This window comes from Legionella sp. PATHC035 (assembly GCF_026191115.1).
Taxonomy (GTDB): Bacteria; Pseudomonadota; Gammaproteobacteria; order Legionellales; family Legionellaceae; genus Legionella.
In genome coordinates this window covers 697,689-723,548 of the sequence record NZ_JAPHOT010000001.1, presented here as the reverse complement: position 1 = coordinate 723,548, position 25,860 = coordinate 697,689, and the positions used below count along the sequence as shown (strand labels likewise).

Here is a 25,860-nt window from a genome sequence, read left to right as displayed (position 1 = left end):
CGTACCTCACTCCTAAAAGTCGGAGTGAGGTTTTCTTTCAAGATCATTTTTTCCGCCTTTGAGAGATCCGCAAAATGAATAAACGACTCTTTATTGTGTTCATTTTAGGTTTTTCCTCTGGCTTGCCTATGGCTTTAATCAGCAGTACCTTACAGGCATGGTTTGCATACAGCGGGATGTCCGTTTTTGCTACCGGAACTTTAAGTTTAGTTAGTTTGCCCTATGCTTACCGAATTTTCTGGGGACCTATTTTAGACCGATACTCGCTCTTTAGTATGGGAAAAAGACGGAGTTGGATTTTAAGTATGCAATTTTTATTGCTCCTTGGATTTAACTTGATGGCGTGGTTTACTCCAGAGCAATATCCTAAATTAATGGCTTTTTTGGCTCTGATTTTAGCGTGTTTTTCTGCCACCCAAGATGTAGCGATTGATGCGCACAGAGCAGAATATTTACCCGTCGGCGAACATGCTTTGGGAGCTTCTTTAGCAGTATTAGGCTATCGAATCGCGTTATTATTGTCTGGTGGTTTGGCTTTAGTTATGGCACAAAAATTAGGTTGGGCTTATACCTACCGTTTTATGGGGCTCATGATGATCGCGGGCATGTTTGCTGTGTTCTTTAGTGAGGAACCCAGTGTTGACATTAAAGAGAGGAGTAATTTTGCTTTATCTTTTATCGCTCCCGTTAAGGAATTGATATTTCGTCCAGGCATTATCCCACTGCTACTTTTTATTTTTTGTTATAAGTTAGGTGAAGCTTTTACAACAACTACCAGTGGTATTGTTATGCCTTTCTTAATTCAAGGGCTTGGTTTTTCTTTAGAGACCATCGGTTACATCAATAAAATGCTAGGAGTCGGTTCCATTTTACTTGGCGGCGTGTGTGCAGGATTTATATTGATGCGTTACTCGTTGTATCGCTCGTTACTGATCTTTGGATTATTGCAAGCATTGACCAATGTTTTATTTGTTGCTTTAGCCATAATTGGAAAAAATATTCCCTTGTTGGCAATTTCAGTATTTTTTGATAATTTTGCAGCGGGAATGGGCTCTACAGCGCTTGTTGCGTTATTCATGCGTTTAGTTGACAAACAGTATACCGGAACCCAATTTTCGATGCTTGTTGCACTATCTACATTACCGCGTATTCTCTCTGGACCTGTTGCAGCAACGATTCAAATCGCCATAGGCTGGGTCGGTTTGTATCAACTCTCCGTTGTATTTGCTCTACTGTTCATTCCTTTTTTAATTATGATTAAAGAACAAACAAAAGAAAATCGACAAAACCTCAATGCAGTAGAAAAAGAGGGTGAATTGAATCCCATTAGGTAAACCGTCACCCTGCATCAAAGAATGGGGGTACATCTTAAATGAAATCTTTACCAAAATGTTCACCTAGTTCGTCTACCCTCCGCAATTTCAAAAGATTTTCGTTCAACCTGTACTGAAATTCGACCTTTCTTCAAGAGTTTGATATACCTGCTACATATATTTTTTATTTAGTTTAATAACAATACCACTGACTCCTACTAAGAGTATTCCAGTGATAATCAATGTAATCGGCCACCCTATAGTGTGGGGGAAGTGTTGGCTTGAAAAATACAAAATAAAGCACAGGGTGGCCGAACTTGCGATGAAGAGTAAGACGCGGCTGCTTTCCATAATTGCCATGTAAATTAATCCACAAGCCAAACCCAGATAGAGGATTTCATAAGGTTTATCTCTAACGATATCGAATGTTACAGAGAGTAGCACGACTGATGATATGAAAAAGAGTAAACCAGCAATGCTTTGGTATTTTGAATGATTTATAAATGAACTGACTGTTAGTAATGAACTACTGAGTACAAACCATTGTAAACGCTCTGGTACCCCCAGTAATTCAAATGTTGCGAGGAAAAAAGAGTAGAGGAAAACCAGCGTCATAAAAGCCAGTACTGTCAGTCTTGTGCTTACAAATGTTATGCCATACTGTAAAAAGAGGATAAAGCTTACAAACAATACCCCCCATGTCGGCATTAGTATGGAAGTATATTGTGATAAAAAAGTAAGCAATCCACCGGCTTCAAGAACTGCGGCAACAAGAAACAAAGGGGCGCTCATTTTGGATGATTTGTCTCGATAGTAAAGACCCAAAGTAAAAGTTAAAAATCCAAAACCTAAACTTAAAAAAATTCGATTAGTCCCTGTTGTAGAGGAAAAAACGATACATCCAAATACCACTGTGGTGATTGTAAGAATGAATGACTTATCCCATATAATTGCAAGATGTTGATGCGTAAAATAGATAATGACTATGATGAATAACCACCCCATTGGGAGGATCGTAGGATACTCTTGCAACAAGATGACTAGTCCCGTTGGTTCAAGGAATAAGGCAATCAGCAATAATGGTGTCGCAGCTTTTTGATAATTAGGGTGTTTGAAGCATACAAATGCCAAAATATAAGACGAGAAGCCAAAGCCTAAAGTCAAGGTCACACGTTCGTAGATGTTGAATTCTTCCCATTTCATCACAATCAGTGCGCAAATACCTGCAAGGATTAGGATGCCACCTAGATAACTGTACAGTTTGTTTAGCCAGCTGTTTTGATCTGTCGGGGTTGGCGATTGATTCGGTTTCAAGGCGATGGCAATTTCTTTAATTTCTATGTGATATTGTTTGGCAAGATCAACGATTTTTTCTAACGCTTGCTCTTTATTCATGGTTTAATCCAGCCAACAAATTGAACATTACTCGAAGTAAAATAGCGTCCTAAACTAGGGTTGGATAATTTAAAGCAGGTAGCATTTTTTTTAAGACAAATATAATTATTTTTATAGTTATTACCAATAAGAAGATCGGACAACAATCCAGTATTCAAATTATTATTGTCGGTATACAAAACATAGCCATCAGGAGACTCCAGTGATGTATCCAGTTTAAATTGTTGTGCTGATTGCACCGCTTCCTCTTTAAAACTTGAGTTATCTTTAAAATTAGGGAAATCTAAAGGAAGTTCACGTACTTTTTGTGTTTTTGCATCAAAGAAGTAGAGTTTTTTTATTCCCCAATAATTATTTTGAGTTTTTGAGTATTGGGCCACCAACTTATCATTTTTAACGATTAGATTCACTTGCACCGGAAAGGAGCCCGTTGAGGAGTCTAAGACAGAGAAGAGCAGACTATAACGTGGTGGATCAGTTTTTAAAAATGAAAAATTAGAAATCAAAAATACAAGCATGAGTAGAATGGGTAATGAAAGTCCTGCTATCAAAGTCAGATGACTCTTAATCCACTTGGTCGACATCTTAATTCCTTAAGTTTCGTAAAGCATATGTCCTATTTCTTTATAGTATAGGCCGGTTTTATTTTTTAGTTTAAAAAGTAGTTTGGCCAAGGCGCAACCTGCATCAGCACCGTGCAAAAATGGGCGAAAACGTTTAATAAGGTTCATTTGGAATTTAGAGGTCTTCAATTATTTTTATAAAAAGGTTGCTTATGAATTTTTGAGAAGGGATGTAACGTGAAGAAAATAAATAACTTAATGGTACCTAGGGTGGGACTCGAACCCACACGGTGTCACCACCACCGGATTTTGAATCCGGCGCGTCTACCAATTCCGCCACCCAGGCATTTGAGCGGCCATTATAACAAAGAAAAAAATTCTCACAATGGGTTTTAGTATATTATTATTTAAAAAATAGCTAATTATCAAAGTGGGTTTTATGAGGCAATATCATTTTATTCGATTTAGTTTTTTTCTTGCGCAATTTGTTGGTGTTGCTTATGCGATGAATTGTCCTGATCCGCAAACGACTTCATTAAAATGGGGCGTTCCACCCGCTCCGTGGACTGTCAATCCTTATTCGCCTAATCCTCCACAAGGGGATGAGAATACCTATTTTGTTCGGGCAAATATTTTAGTTGCAGGTTATGGACAAGGAGTGGTTTGTACTTATAAGAACTCCGCGGGTGAATACTCCATCTGGTGGCAGACCCTAACTAAAATCCCATCGCGTCAGGATTACAGTTGGATTGAGACATTAAATGGTTTTGTTTGTACTCGAGGATTGGATCAATGTCAATTTGATACAGCATAATTTAAAACACGGGTATGGTGTGAACATTATCGATAGAATTGATTAATTTATGTACTAAAATAACTATATGTTAGGTTAAGTCATCTAAGGAGTCATGATTATGGATTTCAGTACACTTACAAGCCAAAGCCCCAAAGTGATGGCGGTAATGGAAGCGATTAAAAACGATCCTAACTTTTTTAGTGAATTAAAAGATGATCCGCAGCAAGCATTAAGTAAAATTGGTGTGGAACTTAACGAAGAGGAAATGGGTATCGTTCAAAAATTGGGCGACTTACGAGAGCTCGAAGCTGAAGCTGAAGGTTTTTTTGCCAAGATTAAAGGATTTTTTGGGTTTAAAGAAGGCAATTAAGTTTAAAGCAAATCGGCGTGTTACTTATTTGTGGAAATTAATTTTGTAGGTCCATGTTTAGGGGTATCAGCCTTTGTGTCGTTTAAATAAATATGGTCTATATTATTAATGTCATAGACGAAAATGGAGTTTCAAATGAAAAATACGAATAGGGCTTCTAGATGGACAAACCAGTTTGTTGCTGTACTTTTTTTACTGAGTAGTCCGTTAGCGGTATATGCGGCATGTTGTTCAGGGCATGGCGGGGTGGCCTCCTGTAATAAAACGACTGGCTTTCAAATGTGTAAGGATGGTACGGCGTCACCAACATGCAAGTGTAAGAAAGAAAAGACGGCAACAACGACCAAGCAAAAAACTACCAAAACAACAACTGCGACTCCTCCAACTACTTCAACTACCACGACAACTCCAACCAAGCCTAAAACTCACTGGTGGAGTGGAAAATCGACTACTACTAAACCTACAACCAGTACAACAAGTACTACAACCAGCGGTACAAGTAATAAAGGTTGTTGTTCGAAACACGGTGGGGTAGGTCAATGCAATAAATCTACTGGTTTTCTAACGTGTAAAGATGGCTCCCAATCACCTAGTTGTGCATGTCATTAAGATTGCTGGTAATTTCTACTCAAGTACAGCCAAGCGTAATTCAGGTTACGCTTGGCTATAAGGTATGGGGTTTTTCGGGTTTGCTATGCCAGCCAGGCTACAATTTTTTAAATCCATTTAAGTGAAAGAATTAAATACGATCTTCCGTTATATCAATCATCATTTGCAAAGATTTCTTGGCATTATCGATAACCCATTGCTGATCATGCTCAGGTAATCTATGTCGGCTTCCAGTGAATTCATTGACCACATCTCCAGCTTTAACCTCATTATAAGCCATGGTTTTTCCTTGTCTTAGCAAATCGACAAGGGCGACCAGATGCGGAGGATCATTGCGTGACATGGTCGCGCAACCACAGCCAATACCTTTTTCATTTTCTGTTTTAGGTGCTTCAGCCAAATTGACTACTTCTATATTTAAGCCTTTACAATGTTGTTTGAGGTTTTCTACCATATGATTCTCAGTACCAATAGCATACCGTTTGGTCTTGGCACGATCATGAACCACATAATCCCAGATGAAGGCGGTAGAACCTGAGTGCTGTGCTACTTTGATTACTGAATTGCGGCATTCAGGATGAACAATCGTAGTATATCCTTGATGATGCCAATAATCGCACATTTCCGGTTGATAATGCGTATGCACGGCACATTGGCTGGCAAATAGAATGAGTTGAGCGTCATCAAACTGCTTCAGTGTTTTTGCATCTTGACCTGCAAGACAATATTGGGCTCCTGCAGTTCCACCTGGCCAGTAGGCACGATTTTTTATGCCTAACCAATAGGCGACATTCTCGCCCATATGTTGATCGGGAATGAAGAGAATCTTTTTATTTTGCTTCAGTGCCCATTGAAATATTTTTTTTACGTTGGAGCTGGTACATACTGCACCACCTTGGGCTCCAGTAAGCGCCTTCACTCGGCCTGAAGTATTCATATAGCAAACAGGTAAAATATTCTCGGCACCATAACGTTCATTCAAATCAAGAAAAGCAGGTTCAACCATGAAGTCTTTAGCAAGCATCTCCATCGTGCAACCGGATTTAGGATTAGTAATGTACACTTGTTGGTTCTTATTCGCTAAAATACTAATTGATTCAGCCATGAAATGTACTGCTGATTCAATAATAACGGATTTTTCAGGATGCTCGGCTGCCATCAAGGCTAATTGATAGGAATCACCAATAAGGCCACCAAATTGCTCGACTAAGCGGACAATATCACCACCCATATAATAATGTGCCAAGAGTAATAAACGCTCTCCAAAATGATCCTGTGCTTTTTTGAGATAAGGAGTCATCCATGCTAAAACGGTGGTGAGTTTACGATCTGGCAATGCTTGGTATTCTTGGGCATATGGGATAAAGTCTTCCTGATACCAGTCTATCGGGTAGTCACTTTGACAAATGCTCATATCGTTGCGGATATGCATTAATGTTGTTTCAGGGGTGTAAATGGTGGGATTTTTAAACATCTATTTTTGCCTCAAATCATTTTAATGTGTCGTTTGGAATATTGAGCCTGGGTGCAATAGAATCCCGCCATCCCTAGCTACGCCCGGGATGAAGGTAGCTGTACCCAACCTACATTAAATTTATTATTCAGGTGCAGTATCCATTAATCCCAGTTTGGCAATACTTTCTTGTGCCTCAGCTTTTTTATTAGGATAATCTTCACGGAAGTGACCACCACGTGATTCTCGCCTTGCGAGAGCAGCTCTTACAATTAATTCAGCATTAAGAATAATGTTTCTCAGCTCAATAAAATCTCGGGTGATGCAATGCCTCCAATAATACTCTTCAATTATTTTTTTTCGTTTTATTATTAATTGTAGTAGATCTTCAAGCCCTGCCTCAGTCCGGACTATCCCAGCATAAGAAGTCATTTCTCCTCTTAATCCCCGCCACTGGGCATTAATTTGGCTGGCACGTCGTGCATTGACTTCACTTGGAGCACTCCAGTTCGGAATATGTTCGGTATATTTCCAAGGGGAAGAAATATCTTTTAAAGTACATCGTGCGGCATTGGAACCCATAACTAAAGCTTCAAGTAAGGAGTTACTCGCCAGGCGATTGGCACCATGTAAACCAGTAAACGCCACTTCACCTATGGCATAGAGGCGTTTTAAATCCGTACGGCCATCAATATCGGTAAGTATTCCCCCACATTGATAATGTGCTGCCGGCACAACAGGAATCATATCCTGACTCATATCAATGCCAATGGATAAGAGCGTTGTATAAATTTGCGGGAAGCGTTTTTTCAAAAATTCTTTGGATTGATGGGTAATGTCCAGATAGACATATCCCATTTGACTGCGTTCAATTTCACTAAAAATGGCGCGTGCAACCACATCACGTGTTGCCAACTCCATTTGTTCTGGCGCGTACTGTTTCATGAACCGTTCACCGGTCTCGGCATTTTTAAGTAATGCCCCTTCACCACGTACTGCTTCCGAAATGAGAAAATTATTTAAAGAATGATGATGCAGCAGGGTGGGGTGAAACTGGTAAAATTCCATGTTACCGACACGAGCTCCAGCACGATAAGCCATGGCCACCCCATCTCCGGTGGCAACCATGGGGTTGGTGGTGTATCTGTATGTTTTACCTGCCCCTCCTGTAGCCAGTATCACGCAATTTGCTAAAAAAGTATGAATACGGTTGGCGGAGCAATCTAAAACATAGGCCCCTAAAACTTCACCTTGAATATCGGTGCGATGGGGATGGTAATGAGTAATGAGGTTTACCGCAACATGATGTTCAAAAAGACTAATCTGTTCACTTTGCAAAGCACGTTGATTCATTATTTGTGTGATGGATAAACCGGTTTGATCGCCACAATTAAAGATACGCCGGTGAGAGTGTCCGCCTTCTTGTGCTAAATTGAAATTGCCTTTGCTGTCTTGTTTAAAGTGAACATTATATTCATTCAGTTGTTTTATTGCGTCTGGACCTTGCCGAATAATGAATTCAACAGCTGGCGGATAGCACAGACCATCGCCTGCAACCAGAGTGTCCGAAATATGTGATTCTAGGGAGTCTTCTGCTGAAAAAACAGCAGCGATTCCGCCCTGAGCGTAACGACTATTGCATTCAATAGACTCTGCCTTGCTAATTAAGGCGATCTTTAGACGTGGCTGCAGACTAATGAGCTGCAAACAATATTGCAAACCCGCTAGTCCTGTACCAATCACAAGCACATCAAACTCAAAAGTTTGTCCTTGTTGTGTGAGTGTATCACTCATAAAAAGGCCTTTACTAACTGAGTTGCTAGCCCCGTATAGTTTTCTGGTGTCAGTTTAAGCAGTTGCGCTTTCGCTTCTTCGGGTATAGAGAGTTCCTTAATAAATGACTTGAGGCTTTGCTCATCTATTCCTTGTCCCCGGGTTAATGCTTTTAATTGTTCATATGCATTAGGGACATTATATCGGCGCATCACCGTTTGCACCGCTTCCGCAAGTACTTCCCAGTTCGATTTTAAATCTTCTTGTAAAGCACGTTTATTGATTTGTAATTTATCATTACCTTTAGTCAGAGAGAGATAGGCGATCAAGCTGTAAGAAAATCCCATCCCTATATTGCGTAAAACAGTAGAGTCAGATAAATCGCGTTGCAGTCTTGATTGTGTGAGTTTATTAGCAAAATGAATGAATAGTGCGTTGGCTACCCCCAGATTTCCTTCTGCATTCTCAAAATCAATAGGATTTACCTTATGAGGCATGGTGGAGGAACCAACTTCTTCAGCTACAGTTTTTTGTTTAAAGTAGCCTAGAGAAATATAACTCCAGATGTCCTGAGTATAATCCAGTAAAATATTGTTAATACGGATCATGATTTGTGATACTTCTGCCAAACCATCATGTGGCTCAATTTGCGTAGTATAGGCATTAAAAGACAGCCCCAGAGAGGTGACAAAGTTAGCACAGTGTTTACGCCAGTCTACTTCTGGATAAGCTACAACATGGGCATTATAATTACCAACAGCACCGTTGAATTTACCTGGGATCAAGACTTCACATAGTTGTTGTTGTGGCCTTTTGAGACGAGCAACAAAATTGACAAGCTCTTTCCCCATGGTTGTGGGCGTTGCTGGCTGGCCATGGGTTCTGGATAACATAGGGACATCAGCATGTTGTTTCCCAAGGAGCGTAATGCCGCCCATGATTTCAGCAAGCGTAGGTTGAATGACCTGTGCAATTGCTTGTTTTACCATTAACGCATAAGCTAAATTGTTGATGTCCTCTGAGGTACAAGCAAAATGTATGAATGGAGTAACTGCTTTCAAGCTGTCATTTTGCTGGAATTTATCTTTTAGATAATATTCTATTGCTTTAACATCATGATTTGTTTTCTTTTCAAATTCTTTAATTTTGATCGCCTCAGTTTCATCAAAATTGGCAATCAGATCATTGAGAAAATCTTTAGCTTTTTGATTCAATTGCGGAACCTCTGTAATCGAGTTATTCGCAGCTAAAGATTCGAGCCAGCGAATTTCTACAGTGAGGCGATAATAAATTAAGGCGAACTCACTAAAATAAGGACTCAGAGCCCGTGTTTTATTGATATAACGTCCATCGATTGGAGAGATCGCATTTAAAGCAGTAAGAGTCATAAGTAGCTAGCCCTAATGATAAAGCACATATAATATTAGATGCGCGACCAGATGTGAATTAAAGTAAGGAATTTTATCTCAAATTTGATATCTTTTTAATATGTTTGTGTATAATGATTTCATTTTTAAAAATAAGTCACATCATTTTATGAAAACCATAATCGAATCCTATCAAGCAGGTCTGTTCCACAAAAAATATTGGTTACAAAATATTATCTCGGGAATTATTGTAGGAGTTGTCGCTTTGCCTCTTGCGATGGCATTTGCTATTGCTTCGGGCGTGAGGCCGGAACAAGGGATTTATACAGCAATTATCGCTGGGATAATTGTTTCAGTGATGGGTGGAAGTCGTTTACAAATTGCAGGTCCTACAGGCGCATTTATTGTAGTCCTTTCAGGTATCACTGCAAAATACGGGGTTTCTGGTTTGCAAATTTCCACCTTGATTGCGGGGTTCATGTTATTATTTTTTGGCCTGGCTCGTTTAGGCGGCATTATTAAATTTATACCTGCCCCCGTAATTATTGGTTTTACAGCAGGAATCGGTGTGGTCATTTGGGTTGGACAATGGCATTACTTTTTTGGTCTTCCCTCTGGAGGTAGCGGCCATTTTCACGAAAAATTATGGTACTTATTGCATACCCTTCCTCAGCTCAATGTACCTACAACTATTTTGGGCTTTTTCTCGTTATTCCTAGTCATTTGTTCAAACAGAATTCCTGGATTAAAACGTGTCCCAGGCCCACTTGTTGCTTTATTAACCGTTTCCATATTACAGTCTTTTTATCATTTTTCTGGGGTGGCAACCATAGGTTCCTTATTTGGAGGAATACCTCAAGGTTTACCCGAATTTAAACTCCCTGATCTGACCATAGATAGAGTGCTCGAATTGATAGGACCTGCGTTTACTATTGCCATGCTTGGTGCGATAGAGTCTCTCTTATCTGCAGTAGTCGCTGATGGAATGGCGGGCACAAAACATAATTCCAATCAGGAGCTCATTGGTCAAGGAATCGCGAATATTTTTGCACCCTTATTTGGAGGGTTTGCGGCAACAGGGGCGATTGCCCGAACTGCGACCAACATTCGCAATGGGGGAAATAGCCCTTTAGCAGGGATAATTCACGCACTCACATTAGTACTCATTATTCTTTTCTTAGCTCCTTTGGCCGTAAATATACCTCTAACCGTATTGGCCGCAATTTTATTTGTTGTCGCTTGGAATATGAGTGAAGTAAAACATTTTGTTAAACTAATACAACGTGCCCCCAAAGCTGATGTGGTGATTTTATTAGTCACTTTTTTCCTTACGGTGTTTGTTGATTTGGTGGTTGCAGTAAATATAGGTGTAATTATTGCAGTGTTGCACTTTATACGGCGTATGGCTTCTAGCGTTGAAGTACAACAAATGTCTCAGGAAGAATTGGCGCATGAGTTGGCACGACAAAATATGGACAATTTGCCAAATGGTGTATTGGTTTATGCTGTCGAAGGCCCTTTTTTCTTTGCAGCCGCTGAAGCATTTCAACATGCTTTAGCAGTGACTCATTCTGATCCCAAGACTTTAATCATCAGATTGCGTTGGGTTCCTTTTATGGATGTAACCGGTTTGCAAACTTTGGAAGAAGTTATTGAAGAGTTACACGAACGAAAAGTGAGAGTGATTTTGAGTGGAGCTAATTCACGAGTAGAGGAAAAACTACGCAAAGGGGGGATCATTGAACTTCTGGGCGCCGCGAATTTCCATAAGGATTTTTCTCAGGCTTTGGCTGCAAGTAACGCATAATCAAGTGAATCGTAAACAGACCCAAGTATTGGTACTCATATCCAGAATTAAGAAAACACTCTGATGAATTTAAGGTATGAGTACGAATATTGTCTGACAATAAAGTTTCAATTCCCATAGCCGGACATTTTCAGTAAAATGACAACTTATCATTTTATGGGCTTGGGGTATCTATGACGGTCAAAACACATATTATTGATTTAGCACATCTTGGCATGCACGACCTGGAGCAGGTTGGTGGAAAAAATGCCTCTCTTGGAGAGATGATCAGTCATTTATCCTCAGCAGGGGTTGCTGTTCCTGGTGGCTTTGCGACGACCGCAGATTCATTCCGGGAGTTTTTGTCTCAGGATAATTTAGATAAAAAAATCTATGCAAAATTAGCAAACCTGGATGCAGAAAATGTGCAGCAATTAGCTGTGGTAGGGAAAGAAATCAGACAAATGATTGTCAACACGCCATTTACCCCTGAGTTTGAACGCTCAGTGCGAGTTGCCTACGAACAGCTGGCAAAAACGATTGGCCATGATAACTTTAGTGTGGCAGTTCGTTCATCAGCAACAGCAGAAGACTTACCTGATGCCTCCTTTGCCGGTCAGCAAGAAACTTTTTTAAATGTAAAAGGGATTGATGAGGTTCTACTTTCCATAAAGCATGTTTTTGCATCATTATTCAATGACAGAGCCATTACTTATCGTACACATCATCAGTTTGAACATCATGAGGTCGCTTTATCTGCAGGTATTCAACAGATGATTCGTAGTGATTTGGCGGTAAGTGGAGTGATGTTTACTATGGATACTGAGTCAGGTTTTGATCAGGTAGTATTCATTACTTCATCCTATGGTTTGGGTGAGATGGTTGTTCAGGGAGCCGTAAACCCTGATGAATATTACGTCCATAAACCTGGGATAAAAGCAGGTAAACCCGCAGTAATTCGCAGAAATCTGGGTAGTAAAGCATTAAAGATGGTTTATTGTGATGATCCCAGCAAGAAAGAACGCGTTAAAACGGTGGAAGTTGATCCGAAAGAGCGATTATTATTTTCTTTAACCCCAGATGAGGTGGAACGTTTGGCTCATCAAGCGATGATTATTGAGGAGCATTATGGACGGCCTATGGATATAGAGTGGGCAAAAGATGGCTTGAATGGTCAACTATACATATTACAAGCTCGTCCAGAAACAGTAAAAAGCCGTGACAATAAACAAATATTGGAACGATATACCCTTAAAAAGAAGGGCGAAGTACTGGCCGAAGGCCGCAGTATCGGACAACGTATAGGCCAAGGTAAAGCACGAATTATTAAAGACGTAGGTGAAATGGACCGAGTCCAACCCGGTGATGTATTGATTTCTGATATGACTGACCCTGATTGGGAACCGGTTATGAAGCGTGCTTCTGCTATTGTGACCAACCGTGGTGGTAGAACATGTCACGCTGCTATTATCGCGCGTGAGTTGGGTATTCCTGCAGTGGTCGGATGTGGGGATGCGACGAAAACCATACGTGATGGTGATGAAGTGACGGTGAGCTGTGCGGAAGGGGATAACGGTTATGTTTACGCAGGTTTATTACCTTATGAGCAAGAGCGTCTTGATGTAGAAACGATGCCTGAGCTACCAATGAAAGTCATGTTGAATGTGGGGAATCCGGAAAGAGCCTTTACATTCCAATCCATTCCTAACTCAGGGGTTGGTTTAGCGCGCTTAGAATTTTTAATTTCCAATACGATTGGTATTCATCCACGCGCATTGCTCGATTTTGATAACCTAAAAGATAAAGAGTTAAAACAATTTATTATCGAAAAAACAGCGGCCTATGCTTCTCCAGTTGAATATTATATCGAACGATTAAAAGAGGGAATTGCGACAATTGCTGCTGCGTTTTATCCTAAGCCTGTCATTGTGCGATTATCAGATTTCAAATCCAATGAATATGCTAATCTTGTTGGCGGTAATTTATATGAGCCACATGAAGAAAATCCGATGTTGGGTTTTAGAGGCGCATCACGTTATGTTTCAGAATCTTTTGCCGACTGCTTTGCTTTGGAGTGTAAAGCAGTTCGTCGAGTTCGAGAGGAAATGGGCTTGAACAATGTAGAAGTGATGATCCCCTTCGTCAGGACTGTCTCTGAAGCAAGTAATGTTATTCAAGTTTTAAAACAACACGGGCTAGAGCGAGGCAAAAATGGACTGCGTGTTATCATGATGTGTGAAGTACCCTCCAATGCCTTGTTGGCAGAAAAATTTTTAGAATATTTTGATGGTTTTTCGATAGGTTCTAATGACTTGACTCAGTTAACCTTAGGTTTAGATAGAGATTCAGGATTGATTGCTGCTCAATTTGATGAGCGTAATGACGCAGTCAAAGCGTTGTTACATATGGCCATTTCTGCATGTAAAAAGGCGAATAAATATATAGGTATTTGTGGCCAGGGACCTTCAGACCATCAGGATTTTGCACTATGGTTAATGAAAGAGGGCATAGAGAGTGTGTCACTTAACCCAGACTCTGTATTGGAAACCTGTTTATTTTTGGCAAAACAATAGCCTATATGAGACTGATGTAACCGTGCAAGCAATGTTTTCAGGGTAGCCTGGGAGAAAGCTAGGAGGTGCCGTAACCGGGGTTCACTCCGTTTCACCAGGTTACGAGTACATTGACGAAGAGAGTATTTTAGCAAAGTATGGAACTGTAATGCAGCGTTTAAAATGGTGGCTTTTTATTGTAGGAATATGCCCTGCGATGGCTTTTGCCTCGGCTGAGCCTGATCATGTTGATCCGGTTGCGTTTGTATTGCTTGGTGTGACTACTATTTTTTTCTTTGCAATTATTGGCCGTTATACCGCAAGACGCTTAAATCAGCCTAGCGTTCTTGGTGAGTTAGTGATGGGAATTCTTGTCGGTAATCTATTTTATTATTACGGGTTTCCATTGGCAATTTTACTCAGAGAAGGTTCTTCCATTTTTGATATAGTCAGAGAAATACTCAAAGGAGTTCCGTTAAATCAAGCAGTTACATCGATAATCCCAAACACCAATTATGCACAACAAATTGTTGGCGCTTTAAGCGGGCCGCACGGCTCTGATTTTCTGAAAATAGCTTATATTGTGGATATTTTTTCTCGATATGGGGTTATTTTTCTTCTCTTTATGGTCGGTTTGGAAGGCTCAATAGCAGAAATGAAACATACAGGCCGTGATTCATTTTTTGTTGCTTTGATTGGGGTGATCGCACCGATGCTCCTGGGTTTTGGTGTCGCTTACCTATTAATGCCTAATGGTTCCTATCAATCTGATTTATTTATCGCAGCTACGCTGAGTGCGACCAGTATAGGTATTACAGCCAGAGTACTGACTGAAATGAAAAAATTACGTACTCGGGAAGCAAAAATCATTTTGGGTGCAGCAATGTTAGATGATGTATTGGGCCTAATCATTTTAGCTGTGGTTAGTTCCTTAGTCATTAGTGGTGCAGTCGATATAATGGTTGTATTACGCATCATCGTGAGTGCGACATTATTTTTTGCAGGAACTTTGTTCTTAGGTCCGATTGTTTTACGTAAGGCAATTCATTTTTTTCGTTTTCTTGAACCATGGGAAGCAAAGTTATTTATTTCCTTCCTGTTTATTATGATTCTCTCTTGGTTGGCCTCAGTGCTTCAACTTGCCACAATTATTGGTGCGTTTACTGCGGGGATAATTCTTCATGATGACTACTTTGATGGTATCCCTTTGAGCCAACAAGAAAATCGCAGTATCTATCATTTACTATCTCCTTTGGAATCCATATTAGCGCCTATGTTTTTTATCGTGATTGGTATTCAGGTTAAATTAGAAAGTTTTTACCATTGGAATGTCATCATTTTGGCTAGTGGTTTAATCGTCGCCGCGGTAGTAGGTAAATTAATCAGTGGCTATGGGGCGCGCCCCTCAGATGATCGCTTGCTGATTGGTATGGGTATGTTACCACGAGGTGAAGTGGGTCTAGTGTTTGCTTCAATTGGTCGGACTCTGGGTGTTATTTCCGATGATTTATTTTCCGCGATCGTTTTGATGGTTATGATTACCACTTTTATTGCCCCTATGTTACTCAAAGCACGTTATGCGGCAAAAGATAGGAAACTAGCCCATGAATAACCCCTCTTTAGACGTAAAAGCCGATGTATCCCGTGCATTATATGAGGATGTAGGTGATGGCGATGTTACTGCGATTTTGTTGTCTCCCCAGCTTCAGGTTGAGGCTGAAATTATTTCCCGGGAGCCTATGGTAGTATGTGGTCAAGCTTGGGTCAAAGAGGTATTTAATCAACTGGATGACCAAATTAAAGTGGAGTGGCATGTTGTTGAGGGGGAATGGTTAGCAGAACCATATGCTCTATGTACTCTATACGGCTCAGGAAGAAGTATTTTAACAGGTGAACGTACGGCATTAAATTTCTTACAAACTCTTTCTGCCACAGCAACGCAAACATATCGATATGCCCAAAAGCTGCAGGGCACGCCGACTCGATTACTGGATACGCGTAAAACGATTCCAGGATTAAGAGCGGCCCAAAAATATGCTGTGACTTGTGGGGGTGGTGTTAATCACCGTATGGGGCTTTACGATGCTGTTTTAATTAAAGAAAATCATATTGCAGCCTGTGGCTCCGTAGCTAAAGCGGTTGCTTTGGCAAGACAAAGTCATAAAGAAATGTTAGTTGAGGTAGAGGTGGAAACTCTGGATGAGTTGCGCGAAGCCATTTGTGCTCATCCAGATCGAATTATGCTGGATAATTTTAGTCAGGGTATGCTTGAAGAAGCAGTGAGATTGAATCAACCAAAACATTGCACCTTAGAGGTATCCGGAGGGGTTACTCTGGAAAATATTGCTGCAATAGGGCGGTTAGGTGTTGATTTCATCTCCGTTGGTGCGATTACCAAGTCGATTCAAGCTATAGACTTAAGTTTACTTATTAGGAAGATTTTATGATGCCCATGATTGTTTTTACGGGAGGAGGTACCGCAGGACATGTAGCGCCTAATATGGCATTGATACGTGAATTAAGTCAAAAAGGTTGGGACATTGCCTATATTGGTTCGACGAATGGAATTGAAAAGCAGATGATAGAACCACTTAAAATCCCATTTTATGGGATCAGCAGCGGTAAATTACGACGGTATTTGAGTGTAAAAAACTTATTGGATCCTTTTAAAATTATATTGGGCATCGTTCAATCATTTTTCCTGCTTAATAAGATGAAACCCGATGTCGTCTTTTCCAAGGGAGGGTTTGTTGCATTTCCAGTGGTAGTGGGGGCTTGGTTAAATCGGATTCCTGTTGTTGCTCATGAATCGGATATGAGTCCTGGACTTGCTAATCGGCTTTGTTTTCCTTTTGTTAATAAAATTTGCCTGACTTTTGAGGCGGGAAAAAAGCACTTTAAAAGACAAAATAAAATAGAAGTGACGGGTACGCCTATCCGTGAACAGTTGTTTGAAGGTAATAGTGAACGCGGTCATGAGTTCTGTGGATTTAATTCTAAAAAACCTTGTCTTTTAGTGATAGGGGGTAGTTTGGGGGCCGGCTCTATCAATCGCAGTATTCGTGATGCACTAGAGCAATTAACCAAGAACTATCAAATTATTCATATTTGTGGGAAAGGGAAATTAGAACCTTCTTTAATTGATTATGTAGGGTACAAACAATTTGAATATGTTCATGAAGAATTAGCTGATTTGTTTGCTGCAGCGTCAATCATTATTTCTCGGGCTGGAGCAAATTCCCTTTATGAGATTTTGGCTCTAGGCAAGCCCCATATTTTAATTCCTTTACCGGCTGAGGTCAGTCGAGGAGATCAAATCCAAAATGCACGATATTTCCAAGGATTGGGTATTAGCCTCGTGATTGAAGATCGCTCTTTAAATACAGACACTTTGCTGCAAAGCTTGCATGAACTGGAGAAAAATAAAAAGGATATTCATAATAAAATCAATGCACTAAATATTAAGTCGGCTACGGACCAAATTGTAGCTATAATTGAGGAGCAAGTTCATGTTCAATCCGCAAGCACTGTATGATTTTGTATGTGGTCAATGGGAAAAGGAAATTATCCCCAGCTTATGTGAGTACATAAAAATTCCGAATAAATCACCTCATTTTGATCCAAAATGGCAGGAACATGGATTAATGGAGCAGGCGGTTAGTCATATTGCTAATTGGTGTAAAGCCCATGCACCTAAAGGGATGATGCTGGAAATTATGAGATTGGAAGGGCGTACCCCTTTAATTTTTATCGAAGTTCCAGGTCAAATTGACGAAACGGTTTTGTTGTATGGCCACCTCGATAAACAACCTGAAATGTCAGGATGGAACGAAGATTTGCATCCTTGGAAACCGGTATTAAAAGATGGGCGCTTGTATGGCAGGGGAGCTGCCGATGATGGCTATTCTGCATATGCTTCGTTAACTGCGATTTCCGCTTTACAAAAACAAGGCTTAGCTATTCCACGTTGCGTTTTAATTATTGAAGCGTGTGAAGAAAGTGGCAGTTACGATCTGCCTTATTACATTGAATTGCTTAATGAACGAATTGGCAAACCCAACTTGGTTATTTGTCTTGATTCTGGAGCAGGTAATTACGAACAATTATGGATGACTACTTCATTGCGCGGTAATTTGGTAGGTGAACTATCTGTTGAACTCATTCGTGAGGGAGTTCATTCTGGTGCGGCAAGTGGTATTGTTGCAGACAGTTTTAGGGTTGCTCGACAATTGATTAGCCGAATCGAAGATGAAGTTTCTGGAGAAGTGAAATTACCTGAATTATATTGTGATATTCCTGAAGAGAGAACGCAGCAAGCCGAGAAATGTGCTCAGGTTCTAGGAGATTCGGTTTATGCGGAATTTCCATTGTATGCAGGGGTTGAGCCAGTAACCAAGGACAGAAAACAATTAATTTTAAATCGAACCTGGAAACCAGCATTAACAGTGACTGGAGCTAATGGATTTCCTGCCATAGCGGACGCAGGAAATGTTTTACGCCCTCAAACCGCATTAAAACTGTCTATGCGTTTGCCACCTCTACTTGACCCTAAAGTGGCTGCAACCGCAATGCATGATGCCTTAACCACCAATCCTCCTTATCATGCCAAAGTAAGTTTTAAGGTCGGTGATGGATCACAAGGATGGAATGCACCTGAACTTGCTTCATGGCTGGAAAAAGCTGCTGATGAAGCATCAATGGCTTATTATGGTAAACCAGCTGCTTACTTTGGCGAGGGAGGAACCATACCTTTTATGGGCATGTTAGGAAAGAAATTTCCGGAGGCACAATTTATGATTACCGGAGTTTTAGGACCTCAATCGAATGCGCATGGTCCTAATGAATTTTTGCACTTGGACATGGTGAAAAAATTAACTGCATGTGTTGCTTACGTGCTGTATAAGGTCACCGCCGTTTGATTTCATTGTGTCTCTCCTTTTTCTCGTCATTCTGAGCCACGACGTCAGCCTTCGTGATGCTCGGAATGACGAGGCCCTTAGATAATGGCAGAAGGGGAAGTATGCATCCGTTAAGACTCAGGACAAATCCTTCGTTACTCATTGAACTTAAAACAAAAAATTAAAAAAAACACTCGACAGTGCACTAAAATCTTGGGATACTTCTGCCGGCTCTGGAACGAGCCACTTAGTCCAACAATTAGGAGAAAATTATGAGAGCAAAATTTATTGCTACCGCATTGTCATTATCTGTAATCACTCTTTCTGCTCATGCAGTCATCCCTAAAGACTCTTCAGTGAAGAAAAAGCCGCCTCTAGTTATTCATAAAATCGATCTGAACACCGCAGATTTATCGACGCTTACTGGTTCTGTAAAGGGTATAGGCAAAAAACGCGCTGAGGCAATTATTGCCTATCGGAAAAGTCATCATGGATTTAAATCATTGGAAGAACTTGCTGATGTGAAGGGATTGGGGCAGCGATTTATGACTACAAATCGAGATAAATTAAATCAAGTATTTGTTATTGGTAAAATAGAATAAATCACAAACAAGTTATTATTTAGGTCGCTGATGTAAGTGTTACGACCGACCTATAAAAAATACAAACTGTATCCCGGGTTCCGCTGCATTGCACTTAGACTATTGAGGTTATCAAACGTCAATCAGCTTGAGTGAGGGCAGCCGCAACTCGGGGATCGGGTTAAAATCAAGCGGGCACGCCCAAAAATGAACCGAGGGAACGGGCAAGGTTGAGTGTTTCATTTTTCATAAACAGTATCTGAAACTATTTTTTTGCATTCGTGTGTTCAGGTCAAAAACTCAAAATAATCTTCATGTATAAAAATTCACTCTTTAATTTAAAATTGTTGTCTAAGAACTGTCGATTTTTATCCAAATTTAGGATAAAGTAGCGCACAAAAAAAAGAACAGGAAATTGCGGCTTATGTTCAGAAAATTAAGGGGTGTGTTTTCCAATGACTTATCGATTGATTTGGGAACAGCCAATACATTGATTTATGTAAGAGATAAAGGGATTGTTTTAAATGAACCCTCCGTGGTTGCTTTGCGTAATGAATCAGGACAAAAACGAGTTGCAGCTGTTGGTCTTGAAGCGAAGCGAATGCTGGGAAGGACTCCAGGCAACATTAATGCCATCAGACCAATGAAAGATGGTGTGATTGCTGACTTTTTTGTTACTGAGAAAATGTTGCAGCACTTTATACATAAAGTACATGAAAATAAATTCTTAAGACCAAGCCCACGTGTTCTGGTTTGTGTTCCCTGTGGCTCTACGCAAGTTGAACGTCGCGCAATTCGTGAGTCCGCAATGGGTGCTGGAGCGCGTGAAGTATTTCTTATTGAAGAACCTATGGCGGCTGCTTTAGGATCTGGAATGCCCGTGGAAGAGGCCAGTGGTTCCATGGTTGTGGATATAGGTGGTGGTACCACTGAAGTGGCTATTATTTCCTTAAGTGGAATTGTCTATCACCAGTCTGTTCGCATAGGCGGCGACAAGTTTGATGATGCTATTGTATCCTATGTTCGTCGTAACTACGGAACACTTATCGGTGAGACTACTGCGGAACGTATTAAACACGAAATTGGTTCTGCGTTCCCAAGCCGTGATTTATTTGAGATCGAAGTTCGTGGAAGAAATCTCGCTGAAGGCGTTCCTCGTAGTTTCATTCTAACTAGTGCAGAAATTTTAGAAGCACTGCAAGAGCCTTTATCTGGTATTGTTGGTGCTGTAAGAGCAGCCTTAGAATTGGCTCCACCTGAATTAGCAGCTGATATTGCTGAACGTGGTATGGTTCTAACTGGAGGCGGAGCTCTGTTGAAAAACATAGATACTCTGCTGATGGAAGAAACGGGCTTACCTGTATTAATTGCTGAAGATCCGCTAACCTGTGTTGCACGTGGTGGTGGTAAAGCTTTAGAAACCATGGATTTACGTGGCGGTGATTTCCTCTCAACAGAATAGTACATATAACAGATTGTTTAGTCGGGGCGGGTACAGTTCTATAGGATTTGTACTCGCTCTTGTCTTTTCTGTTTTCTTAATGTTCTCTGATTATCATTATCGTTATTTAGATAGTGTGCGAAGCGGCTTTTCCTTTATTGTTGCCCCCTTACAATATGCGGTAGATTATCCTGTACGCGTCATTGGCTGGGTACAGTCACTTGTCAGTGCCAAAAAAGCATTAATTGCCGAAAATATGCAATTGCGATATCAACAAACAATGCTGGAAGCAGAATTACAAAAATTAACGGTAATCCAAAAAGAAAATTCACAACTAAAAGAATTACTCCTTACCTCGTCACAGGCGGATATGCGTGCAATGGCTGCACAAATTCTTGCTGTGGATACCAGCAATTCACGTCAAGTAGTTGTTTTAAATAAAGGAAAACGTGATGGGGCATATGTAGGCCAGCCTGTTTTGGATGCTAAAGGTGTTATGGGGCAGATTGTTGATGTTGGTCCTATAACCAGTACCGTTTTACTTATTTCTGACTCTAAAAGTGCCGTGCCTGTACGAAACAATCGTACTGGGGAGCGGGCAATTCTTGTTGGAACCAATGATATAGAGAAGTTATCCCTAATTAATTTGCCAAAAACCTCCTCAATTCATCCTGGTGATGTATTAGTCACCTCCGGTTTGGACAGACATTATCCAGAAGGTTATCCTGTAGGATTCGTGGAAGAAGTGAATAGTATTCCTGGCGAAGATTTTGTAAAAGTGAAAGTAAAATCTGTCGCACTGCTCAATCGTAATCGACTTGTATTACTGATCTGGCCCGATGCCGAACAAGAGCAATTGAATGAACAAATTAATGAGCGATTAAATGCCAAGGAGACGATGTGATGAGAAATCTTCGCATACGGTTGTGCTTGGGATTTATTATAGCTCTTCTTTTATCCATATTACCTATGCCGGAATTGATTTCTGCTTTTCGACCTCCTTGGGTTTTGTTGCTTGTACTTTATATCGAATATTTTTTGCCAGGTAATTTTAGACTGACTACATTATTGTTCGTGGGACTGTTATTAGATGTGTTACTCGCCACAGTGATTGGTGAACATTCATTTGCTTTACTTTTGGTCACCTGGCTTGCGTCCAGCAAATCGCGGCGGTTTCAGTTTTTTTCAATGATGCAACAAATTTTTTTAATTGGTTTCTTTTGTCTTTTATATCAATCCATTATTTCTTTAATCACCGCGCTACTTGGTTACAATTACAGCTTATTTACACCCGTAGCGAGTGCTTTGGTGGGTATGTTTCTCTGGCCATGGATTCGCTTACTTGGAGAAGATACTTTGTTGAAGCGATTGGTTTATCGCTGAGACCTCATTCCCGGACTGAGTCAGGAATCTCGATCCTTTAGTACCAGATTACGCTGGAAATCCCCGTTGCACTCGTGGTGGGGTTGGGTTATTTGAAATGGTGCTGTATTGTTCGGTATTCACCAGGTTGTAAATCCTCTAATTTCCAACTACCAATTTGGTGTCGTACTAATCTTAGAGTGGGAAAGCCAATTGCTGCGGTCATTTTGCGAACCTGATGATTTTTACCCTCTTTTAAAATGATTTCTAGCCAGCAGGTAGGGATATTTTGTCTGAAGCGAATTGGTGGATTACGAGGCCATAACTGGGGTTCATCTATAAATTTAACTTCGGCAGGTAAAAAGGTAATGTCTTTAAGGACCAAGCCTTTTTTAAGTGGTTCCAAATCTGCTTGTGAGGGTATGCCTTCTACTTGAACCCAATAATATTTTCTTTTTTCAAATTTGGGATGAGTTAATCGGTGCTGCAATGAGCCATCGTTTGTTAATAATAACAATCCTTCACTATTTTTATCTAATCGGCCTGCGGCGTAAAAATGGGGCTTATTAATAAAAGAGGCTAAGGTATGTTCTGGATTATCTCCAGAAAACTGGCTGACGATACCATAGGGTTTATTGAACAATATGATTTCAGGCATTTGATATTATCAAAAAGTTCGGGTGGGCTTATAGTAGGTGTTTTCTATATTGCGAGCAATTCCTTTACCCAATTCATTGTTTTTATAGGTTAATTATTGTACAATGGCCGGCATTGTACAATTTATGCCAGGGTTTATAAAGTAGATGAAATACTCGATACTTGTTTCGCTTTTCTTTTGCCAGTTTGCCTATGCGATGAATCACATTGTAATGGTTGGGGATGAAAAAGTAGAAATTAAGCATTTAGTAGGCAGAGGCAAAACGTATATCCATTTGCATCATAATGAACAAACGGCTTTAAAAGCAGCTCAAACAGTGATTCAAAAGGAGGGGGGGAGTCTTATTGCTTTGGTCCATTCTGGAGGTCGTAACATCGTATTTCATTTAAACAACCAGCGTTATGAGTTTGATCCCAATCGTATTTTTACAGATAACGGGATTAAAAAAACCTTATCGCAGTTTGGCCAATATAATCCCCAGGCGCATCGAGAAGTAAATAAACTGGCAACTAAAATCAAACAATTGCTGCCAAAAGGCAAAGTCGTCGCCGTTCATAACAATTCAACTTATTCACTTAAGGATTATCTACCAGGGAAGACATTAGAAAATGATGCCCAGGCAATTCATATGACTCCTGAAAATTATTTTCGTAATTTTTATTTAGTTACCAAAATCAATGATTTTCTTCGTTTAAAAAGCAAAGGGTATAATGGCGTTTTACAAAAACCTTCTGCAACAGATGATGGATCTTTGTCTATATATTTATCAAAAAATGATTATATCAACGTAGAAGCAGGATATGATCAGCTGATCGAGCAAATTAAAATGTTGCAACATGCCTAAGCTGGCAGGATTAAATAGTTGGCATTTCTTCTTCATCTTTCAATGTCGCTCAGTCAGAACATGGCATATGTAGCTAAGCTGAGCATGCATTTTTCATCTTAAATTTTTAATCTGATATCCGATTGACGCATAAAATGCTAGGTATTTAATTCAGTCTGCTTAGTAAGCATCCAAGTCAAGTAATTAAATAAAAATGATACTTGGGATTCCAACTTATCACATGCTATCATTGCCTTTTCTCTAATTTTACGGAGTTGTCAATGACATACGATAAAATCAAAGTGCCTTCACAAGGTGAAGCTATTACTGTTGCTCAGGATCTGTCACTTCGTGTCCCTAATAATCCCATTATTCCTTTTATTGAGGGGGATGGTATTGGTGTTGATGTAACACCTCCCATGATTCGAGTCGTTGATGCTGCAGTCGCTAAAGCATACGGCGATAAGAGAAAAATTGCTTGGATGGAAGTTTATGCCGGTGAAAAAGCAACTAAAGTGTATGGTCCCGATCAGTGGTTGCCTAAAGAAACCCTAGATGCGATGAAAAAATACGTTGTTTCAATTAAAGGTCCATTAACGACCCCAGTTGGTGGTGGGATTCGTTCACTCAATGTGGCAATTCGCCAAGAAATGGATCTCTATACCTGTTTACGACCAATTCGTTATTTCGAGGGTGTTCCAAGTCCACTCAAAGAACCAGAAAAAACAGACATGGTTATTTTTAGGGAAAATTCAGAAGACATTTATGCCGGTATTGAATGGCAAGCGGATACTCCTGAAGCGAAAAAAGTGATTGAATTCTTAATGAAGGATATGGGCGTTAAAAAAATCCGTTTTCCTGAGCACTGCGGAATAGGGATTAAACCCGTTTCTAAAGCTGGGACTACACGTTTAGTAAGAGCTGCAATCCAATATGCGATTGATAATGACCGCCATACGGTAACTTTGGTTCATAAAGGCAACATTATGAAATTTACCGAAGGTGCGTTTAAAGACTGGGGTTATCAAGTGGCACGTGATGTTTTTGGTGCTAAAGAATATGAAGGCGGCCCCTGGTTGGAAATCAAGAATCCTAAAACAGGTAAGCAAATCATCATTAATGATGTAATTGCTGATGCGTTCCTGCAACAAATTCTTTTAAGACCAGAAGATTACAGTGTAATCGCGACACTTAATTTAAACGGTGATTATATTTCTGATGCTTTGGCTGCTCAAGTAGGCGGTATTGGTATTGCTCCAGGAGCAAATATTAGTGATGACGTTGCTGTATTTGAAGCAACGCATGGAACAGCACCGAAATATGCAGGCAAGAATAAAGTAAATCCAGGTTCAATTATTCTTTCTGCTGAAATGATGCTCCGTCATATGGGATGGAATGAAGCTGCGGATTTAATTATCAAAGGCATGCAAGGTGCTATAGCAGCCAAAACTGTAACTTATGACTTCGAGCGTGGTATGATCGGAGCTACTTTGGTTAGCAGCTCTGGTTTTGGAGATGAGATAATTAAGCATATGTAAATTGAGTGGATATCCATTAGCCGAGGTGAAGTGCAGAGTAATTTAAGGAAAGACGAAGATGGTCTCCTAAGATGCACTGTGCTTTACCTAGGCCACAATGTGTATCTTTTTTAGTTTATCGCTTAATGAATGCTATCTAACCAATATGTTTTTGATTATTTCAAAGACTAATTTTTTCATTAAAAATAACTGATTTTACTGGCCAAAAGTGCATAGTGAGTCTATAAAAATAATATAGAGGTTGTATATTATGACTGGGCAAAATCTAGAGGAAATTGTAAGGCATAAAGTCGCTGAGCCGGAACAGAGCACAGAGATTAGAGTGCCTAGAAAGTACAAAGTGGTGTTGCTCAATGATGATTATACACCTATGGATTTTGTAGTTGATGTACTGAAGCATTTTTTTCACCTTAATGAAGAAATTGCAATTCAGGTGATGTTACAGGTTCATATCCAAGGAAAAGGCGTGTGTGGGGTATTTACACGAGATATAGCAGAAACAAAAGTAGCTCTGGTAAATGAGTACGCCAGAATGAATCAGCACCCATTGCTATCGAGCATGGAACCCGAGTAAATTGCTAT

General features: G+C 40.1%; 23 protein-coding genes and 1 tRNA gene. 17 read left to right on the top strand and 7 right to left on the bottom strand.

What is annotated here, in order from left to right; translation table 11 throughout:
* Positions 1-74: 74 nt before the first annotated feature.
* The gene (locus tag OQJ13_RS03235) at positions 75-1,334 is read left to right on the top strand and encodes an AmpG family muropeptide MFS transporter (protein ID WP_265709148.1); all 1,260 of its coding nucleotides are present in this window, start codon (positions 75-77) and stop codon (positions 1,332-1,334) included.
* Positions 1,335-1,484: 150 nt separating this feature from the next.
* On the opposite strand, the gene OQJ13_RS03230 is transcribed toward OQJ13_RS03235, so the two are convergent.
* The 3 genes from OQJ13_RS03230 to OQJ13_RS03220 form a co-directional block, all read right to left on the bottom strand.
* On the bottom strand, positions 1,485-2,708 hold the full coding sequence (locus OQJ13_RS03230; protein WP_265709146.1) for a DUF2157 domain-containing protein: 1,224 nt from the start codon (positions 2,706-2,708) through the stop codon (positions 1,485-1,487).
* The gene (locus OQJ13_RS03225) at positions 2,705-3,292 is read right to left on the bottom strand and encodes a hypothetical protein (protein WP_265709144.1); all 588 of its coding nucleotides are present in this window, start codon (positions 3,290-3,292) and stop codon (positions 2,705-2,707) included. The genes OQJ13_RS03230 and OQJ13_RS03225 overlap by 4 nt, the downstream gene beginning before the upstream one ends.
* Positions 3,293-3,530: 238 nt before the next feature.
* A tRNA-Leu gene (locus tag OQJ13_RS03220) sits at positions 3,531-3,617 on the bottom strand.
* Between the two features lie 93 nt (positions 3,618-3,710).
* On the opposite strand from OQJ13_RS03220, the gene OQJ13_RS03215 reads away from it, so the two are divergent.
* The 3 genes from OQJ13_RS03215 to OQJ13_RS03205 all read left to right on the top strand — a co-directional run bounded on the left by OQJ13_RS03215 (position 3,711) and on the right by OQJ13_RS03205 (position 5,046).
* Entirely contained in the window at positions 3,711-4,085 is a 375-nt protein-coding gene (locus OQJ13_RS03215; RefSeq protein WP_265709143.1) for a DUF3757 domain-containing protein, read from the top strand.
* A gap of 100 nt (positions 4,086-4,185) precedes the next feature.
* Complete coding sequence (locus OQJ13_RS03210) at positions 4,186-4,437, top strand: hypothetical protein (RefSeq protein ID WP_265709142.1); 252 nt, start codon at positions 4,186-4,188, stop codon at positions 4,435-4,437.
* A gap of 135 nt (positions 4,438-4,572) precedes the next feature.
* Complete coding sequence (locus OQJ13_RS03205) at positions 4,573-5,046, top strand: hypothetical protein (protein ID WP_265709141.1); 474 nt, start codon at positions 4,573-4,575, stop codon at positions 5,044-5,046.
* Positions 5,047-5,176: 130 nt separating this feature from the next.
* Here the strand turns inward: OQJ13_RS03205 and nadA are convergent, their stop codons facing one another.
* From nadA to purB, 3 genes are all read right to left on the bottom strand, one after another.
* Positions 5,177-6,520 (bottom strand): quinolinate synthase NadA, encoded by a 1,344-nt coding sequence (nadA, locus tag OQJ13_RS03200; protein ID WP_265709140.1) that lies wholly within the window; start codon positions 6,518-6,520, stop codon positions 5,177-5,179.
* A 123-nt stretch (positions 6,521-6,643) separates the two neighbouring features.
* Entirely contained in the window at positions 6,644-8,293 is a 1,650-nt protein-coding gene (nadB, locus tag OQJ13_RS03195; RefSeq protein WP_265709138.1) for an L-aspartate oxidase, read from the bottom strand.
* Entirely contained in the window at positions 8,290-9,660 is a 1,371-nt protein-coding gene (gene purB, locus OQJ13_RS03190; protein WP_265709137.1) for an adenylosuccinate lyase, read from the bottom strand. Before purB ends, nadB begins: the two co-directional genes overlap by 4 nt.
* A 148-nt stretch (positions 9,661-9,808) precedes the next feature.
* On the opposite strand from purB, the gene OQJ13_RS03185 reads away from it, so the two are divergent.
* The 10 genes from OQJ13_RS03185 (at position 9,809) to mreD (ending at position 22,280) form a co-directional block, all read left to right on the top strand.
* Complete coding sequence (locus OQJ13_RS03185) at positions 9,809-11,446, top strand: SulP family inorganic anion transporter (protein ID WP_265709136.1); 1,638 nt, start codon at positions 9,809-9,811, stop codon at positions 11,444-11,446.
* A gap of 173 nt (positions 11,447-11,619) precedes the next feature.
* Positions 11,620-13,998 carry a phosphoenolpyruvate synthase gene (gene ppsA, locus OQJ13_RS03180; RefSeq protein WP_265709135.1) on the top strand — a complete coding sequence of 793 codons (2,379 nt, stop codon included), beginning with the start codon at positions 11,620-11,622 and terminating at the stop codon, positions 13,996-13,998.
* A gap of 148 nt (positions 13,999-14,146) precedes the next feature.
* Positions 14,147-15,589 (top strand): cation:proton antiporter, encoded by a 1,443-nt coding sequence (locus tag OQJ13_RS03175; RefSeq protein WP_265709134.1) that lies wholly within the window; start codon positions 14,147-14,149, stop codon positions 15,587-15,589.
* A complete protein-coding gene (nadC, locus tag OQJ13_RS03170; protein ID WP_265709133.1) occupies positions 15,582-16,424 on the top strand; it encodes a carboxylating nicotinate-nucleotide diphosphorylase in 843 nt (280 codons plus the stop codon). Before OQJ13_RS03175 ends, nadC begins: the two co-directional genes overlap by 8 nt.
* Positions 16,421-17,512, top strand: a complete 1,092-nt coding sequence (locus tag OQJ13_RS03165) for an undecaprenyldiphospho-muramoylpentapeptide beta-N-acetylglucosaminyltransferase (RefSeq protein WP_265709132.1) — start codon at positions 16,421-16,423, stop codon at positions 17,510-17,512. Before nadC ends, OQJ13_RS03165 begins: the two co-directional genes overlap by 4 nt.
* Positions 17,487-18,896 (top strand): M20 family metallopeptidase, encoded by a 1,410-nt coding sequence (locus OQJ13_RS03160; RefSeq protein WP_265709131.1) that lies wholly within the window; start codon positions 17,487-17,489, stop codon positions 18,894-18,896. The genes OQJ13_RS03165 and OQJ13_RS03160 overlap by 26 nt, the downstream gene beginning before the upstream one ends.
* A gap of 251 nt (positions 18,897-19,147) precedes the next feature.
* Positions 19,148-19,477 carry a ComEA family DNA-binding protein gene (locus tag OQJ13_RS03155; RefSeq protein ID WP_265709130.1) on the top strand — a complete coding sequence of 110 codons (330 nt, stop codon included), beginning with the start codon at positions 19,148-19,150 and terminating at the stop codon, positions 19,475-19,477.
* Between the two features lie 403 nt (positions 19,478-19,880).
* On the top strand, positions 19,881-20,918 hold the full coding sequence (locus OQJ13_RS03150; RefSeq protein WP_003636696.1) for a rod shape-determining protein: 1,038 nt from the start codon (positions 19,881-19,883) through the stop codon (positions 20,916-20,918).
* Positions 20,896-21,801, top strand: coding sequence for a rod shape-determining protein MreC (mreC, locus tag OQJ13_RS03145; protein WP_265709129.1), 906 nt, complete (start codon positions 20,896-20,898; stop codon positions 21,799-21,801). Before OQJ13_RS03150 ends, mreC begins: the two co-directional genes overlap by 23 nt.
* Positions 21,801-22,280: a rod shape-determining protein MreD gene (mreD, locus tag OQJ13_RS03140; RefSeq protein ID WP_265711877.1), complete on the top strand. Its 480-nt coding sequence runs from the start codon at positions 21,801-21,803 to the stop codon at positions 22,278-22,280. Before mreC ends, mreD begins: the two co-directional genes overlap by 1 nt.
* 88 nt (positions 22,281-22,368) lie before the next feature.
* Here the strand turns inward: mreD and OQJ13_RS03135 are convergent, their stop codons facing one another.
* On the bottom strand, positions 22,369-22,917 hold the full coding sequence (locus tag OQJ13_RS03135) for a pseudouridine synthase (RefSeq protein WP_265709128.1): 549 nt from the start codon (positions 22,915-22,917) through the stop codon (positions 22,369-22,371).
* Positions 22,918-23,062: 145 nt separating this feature from the next.
* Between OQJ13_RS03135 and OQJ13_RS03130 the strand changes: the two genes are divergently transcribed.
* The 3 genes from OQJ13_RS03130 to clpS all read left to right on the top strand — a co-directional run bounded on the left by OQJ13_RS03130 (position 23,063) and on the right by clpS (position 25,852).
* Entirely contained in the window at positions 23,063-23,761 is a 699-nt protein-coding gene (locus tag OQJ13_RS03130; RefSeq protein WP_265709127.1) for a protein tyrosine phosphatase, read from the top strand.
* Positions 23,762-24,021: 260 nt separating this feature from the next.
* Positions 24,022-25,278, top strand: a complete 1,257-nt coding sequence (icd, locus tag OQJ13_RS03125; protein ID WP_265709126.1) for an NADP-dependent isocitrate dehydrogenase — start codon at positions 24,022-24,024, stop codon at positions 25,276-25,278.
* 250 nt (positions 25,279-25,528) lie between these two features.
* On the top strand, positions 25,529-25,852 hold the full coding sequence (gene clpS, locus OQJ13_RS03120; protein WP_028380106.1) for an ATP-dependent Clp protease adapter ClpS: 324 nt from the start codon (positions 25,529-25,531) through the stop codon (positions 25,850-25,852).
* Positions 25,853-25,860 lie beyond the last annotated feature (8 nt).

What these genes read in the sequence shown, in the direction of transcription:
- OQJ13_RS03235 (WP_265709148.1), top strand. Translation starts at nt 75, where the DNA reads ATGAATAAACGACTCTTTATTGTGTTCATTTTAGGTTTTTCCTCTGGC.
- clpS (WP_028380106.1), top strand. Translation starts at nt 25,529, where the DNA reads ATGACTGGGCAAAATCTAGAGGAAATTGTAAGGCATAAAGTCGCTGAG.
- OQJ13_RS03175 (WP_265709134.1), top strand. Translation starts at nt 14,147, where the DNA reads ATGCAGCGTTTAAAATGGTGGCTTTTTATTGTAGGAATATGCCCTGCG.
- mreD (WP_265711877.1), top strand. Translation starts at nt 21,801, where the DNA reads ATGAGAAATCTTCGCATACGGTTGTGCTTGGGATTTATTATAGCTCTT.
- nadC (WP_265709133.1), top strand. Translation starts at nt 15,582, where the DNA reads ATGAATAACCCCTCTTTAGACGTAAAAGCCGATGTATCCCGTGCATTA.
- nadA (WP_265709140.1), bottom strand. Translation starts at nt 6,520, where the DNA reads ATGTTTAAAAATCCCACCATTTACACCCCTGAAACAACATTAATGCAT.
- OQJ13_RS03185 (WP_265709136.1), top strand. Translation starts at nt 9,809, where the DNA reads ATGAAAACCATAATCGAATCCTATCAAGCAGGTCTGTTCCACAAAAAA.
- OQJ13_RS03225 (WP_265709144.1), bottom strand. Translation starts at nt 3,292, where the DNA reads ATGTCGACCAAGTGGATTAAGAGTCATCTGACTTTGATAGCAGGACTT.
- icd (WP_265709126.1), top strand. Translation starts at nt 24,022, where the DNA reads ATGACATACGATAAAATCAAAGTGCCTTCACAAGGTGAAGCTATTACT.
- ppsA (WP_265709135.1), top strand. Translation starts at nt 11,620, where the DNA reads ATGACGGTCAAAACACATATTATTGATTTAGCACATCTTGGCATGCAC.
- nadB (WP_265709138.1), bottom strand. Translation starts at nt 8,293, where the DNA reads ATGAGTGATACACTCACACAACAAGGACAAACTTTTGAGTTTGATGTG.
- OQJ13_RS03205 (WP_265709141.1), top strand. Translation starts at nt 4,573, where the DNA reads ATGAAAAATACGAATAGGGCTTCTAGATGGACAAACCAGTTTGTTGCT.
- OQJ13_RS03130 (WP_265709127.1), top strand. Translation starts at nt 23,063, where the DNA reads ATGAAATACTCGATACTTGTTTCGCTTTTCTTTTGCCAGTTTGCCTAT.
- OQJ13_RS03150 (WP_003636696.1), top strand. Translation starts at nt 19,881, where the DNA reads ATGTTCAGAAAATTAAGGGGTGTGTTTTCCAATGACTTATCGATTGAT.
- purB (WP_265709137.1), bottom strand. Translation starts at nt 9,660, where the DNA reads ATGACTCTTACTGCTTTAAATGCGATCTCTCCAATCGATGGACGTTAT.
- OQJ13_RS03230 (WP_265709146.1), bottom strand. Translation starts at nt 2,708, where the DNA reads ATGAATAAAGAGCAAGCGTTAGAAAAAATCGTTGATCTTGCCAAACAA.
- OQJ13_RS03135 (WP_265709128.1), bottom strand. Translation starts at nt 22,917, where the DNA reads ATGCCTGAAATCATATTGTTCAATAAACCCTATGGTATCGTCAGCCAG.
- OQJ13_RS03165 (WP_265709132.1), top strand. Translation starts at nt 16,421, where the DNA reads ATGATGCCCATGATTGTTTTTACGGGAGGAGGTACCGCAGGACATGTA.
- OQJ13_RS03210 (WP_265709142.1), top strand. Translation starts at nt 4,186, where the DNA reads ATGGATTTCAGTACACTTACAAGCCAAAGCCCCAAAGTGATGGCGGTA.
- OQJ13_RS03155 (WP_265709130.1), top strand. Translation starts at nt 19,148, where the DNA reads ATGAGAGCAAAATTTATTGCTACCGCATTGTCATTATCTGTAATCACT.
- OQJ13_RS03215 (WP_265709143.1), top strand. Translation starts at nt 3,711, where the DNA reads ATGAGGCAATATCATTTTATTCGATTTAGTTTTTTTCTTGCGCAATTT.
- OQJ13_RS03160 (WP_265709131.1), top strand. Translation starts at nt 17,487, where the DNA reads ATGTTCAATCCGCAAGCACTGTATGATTTTGTATGTGGTCAATGGGAA.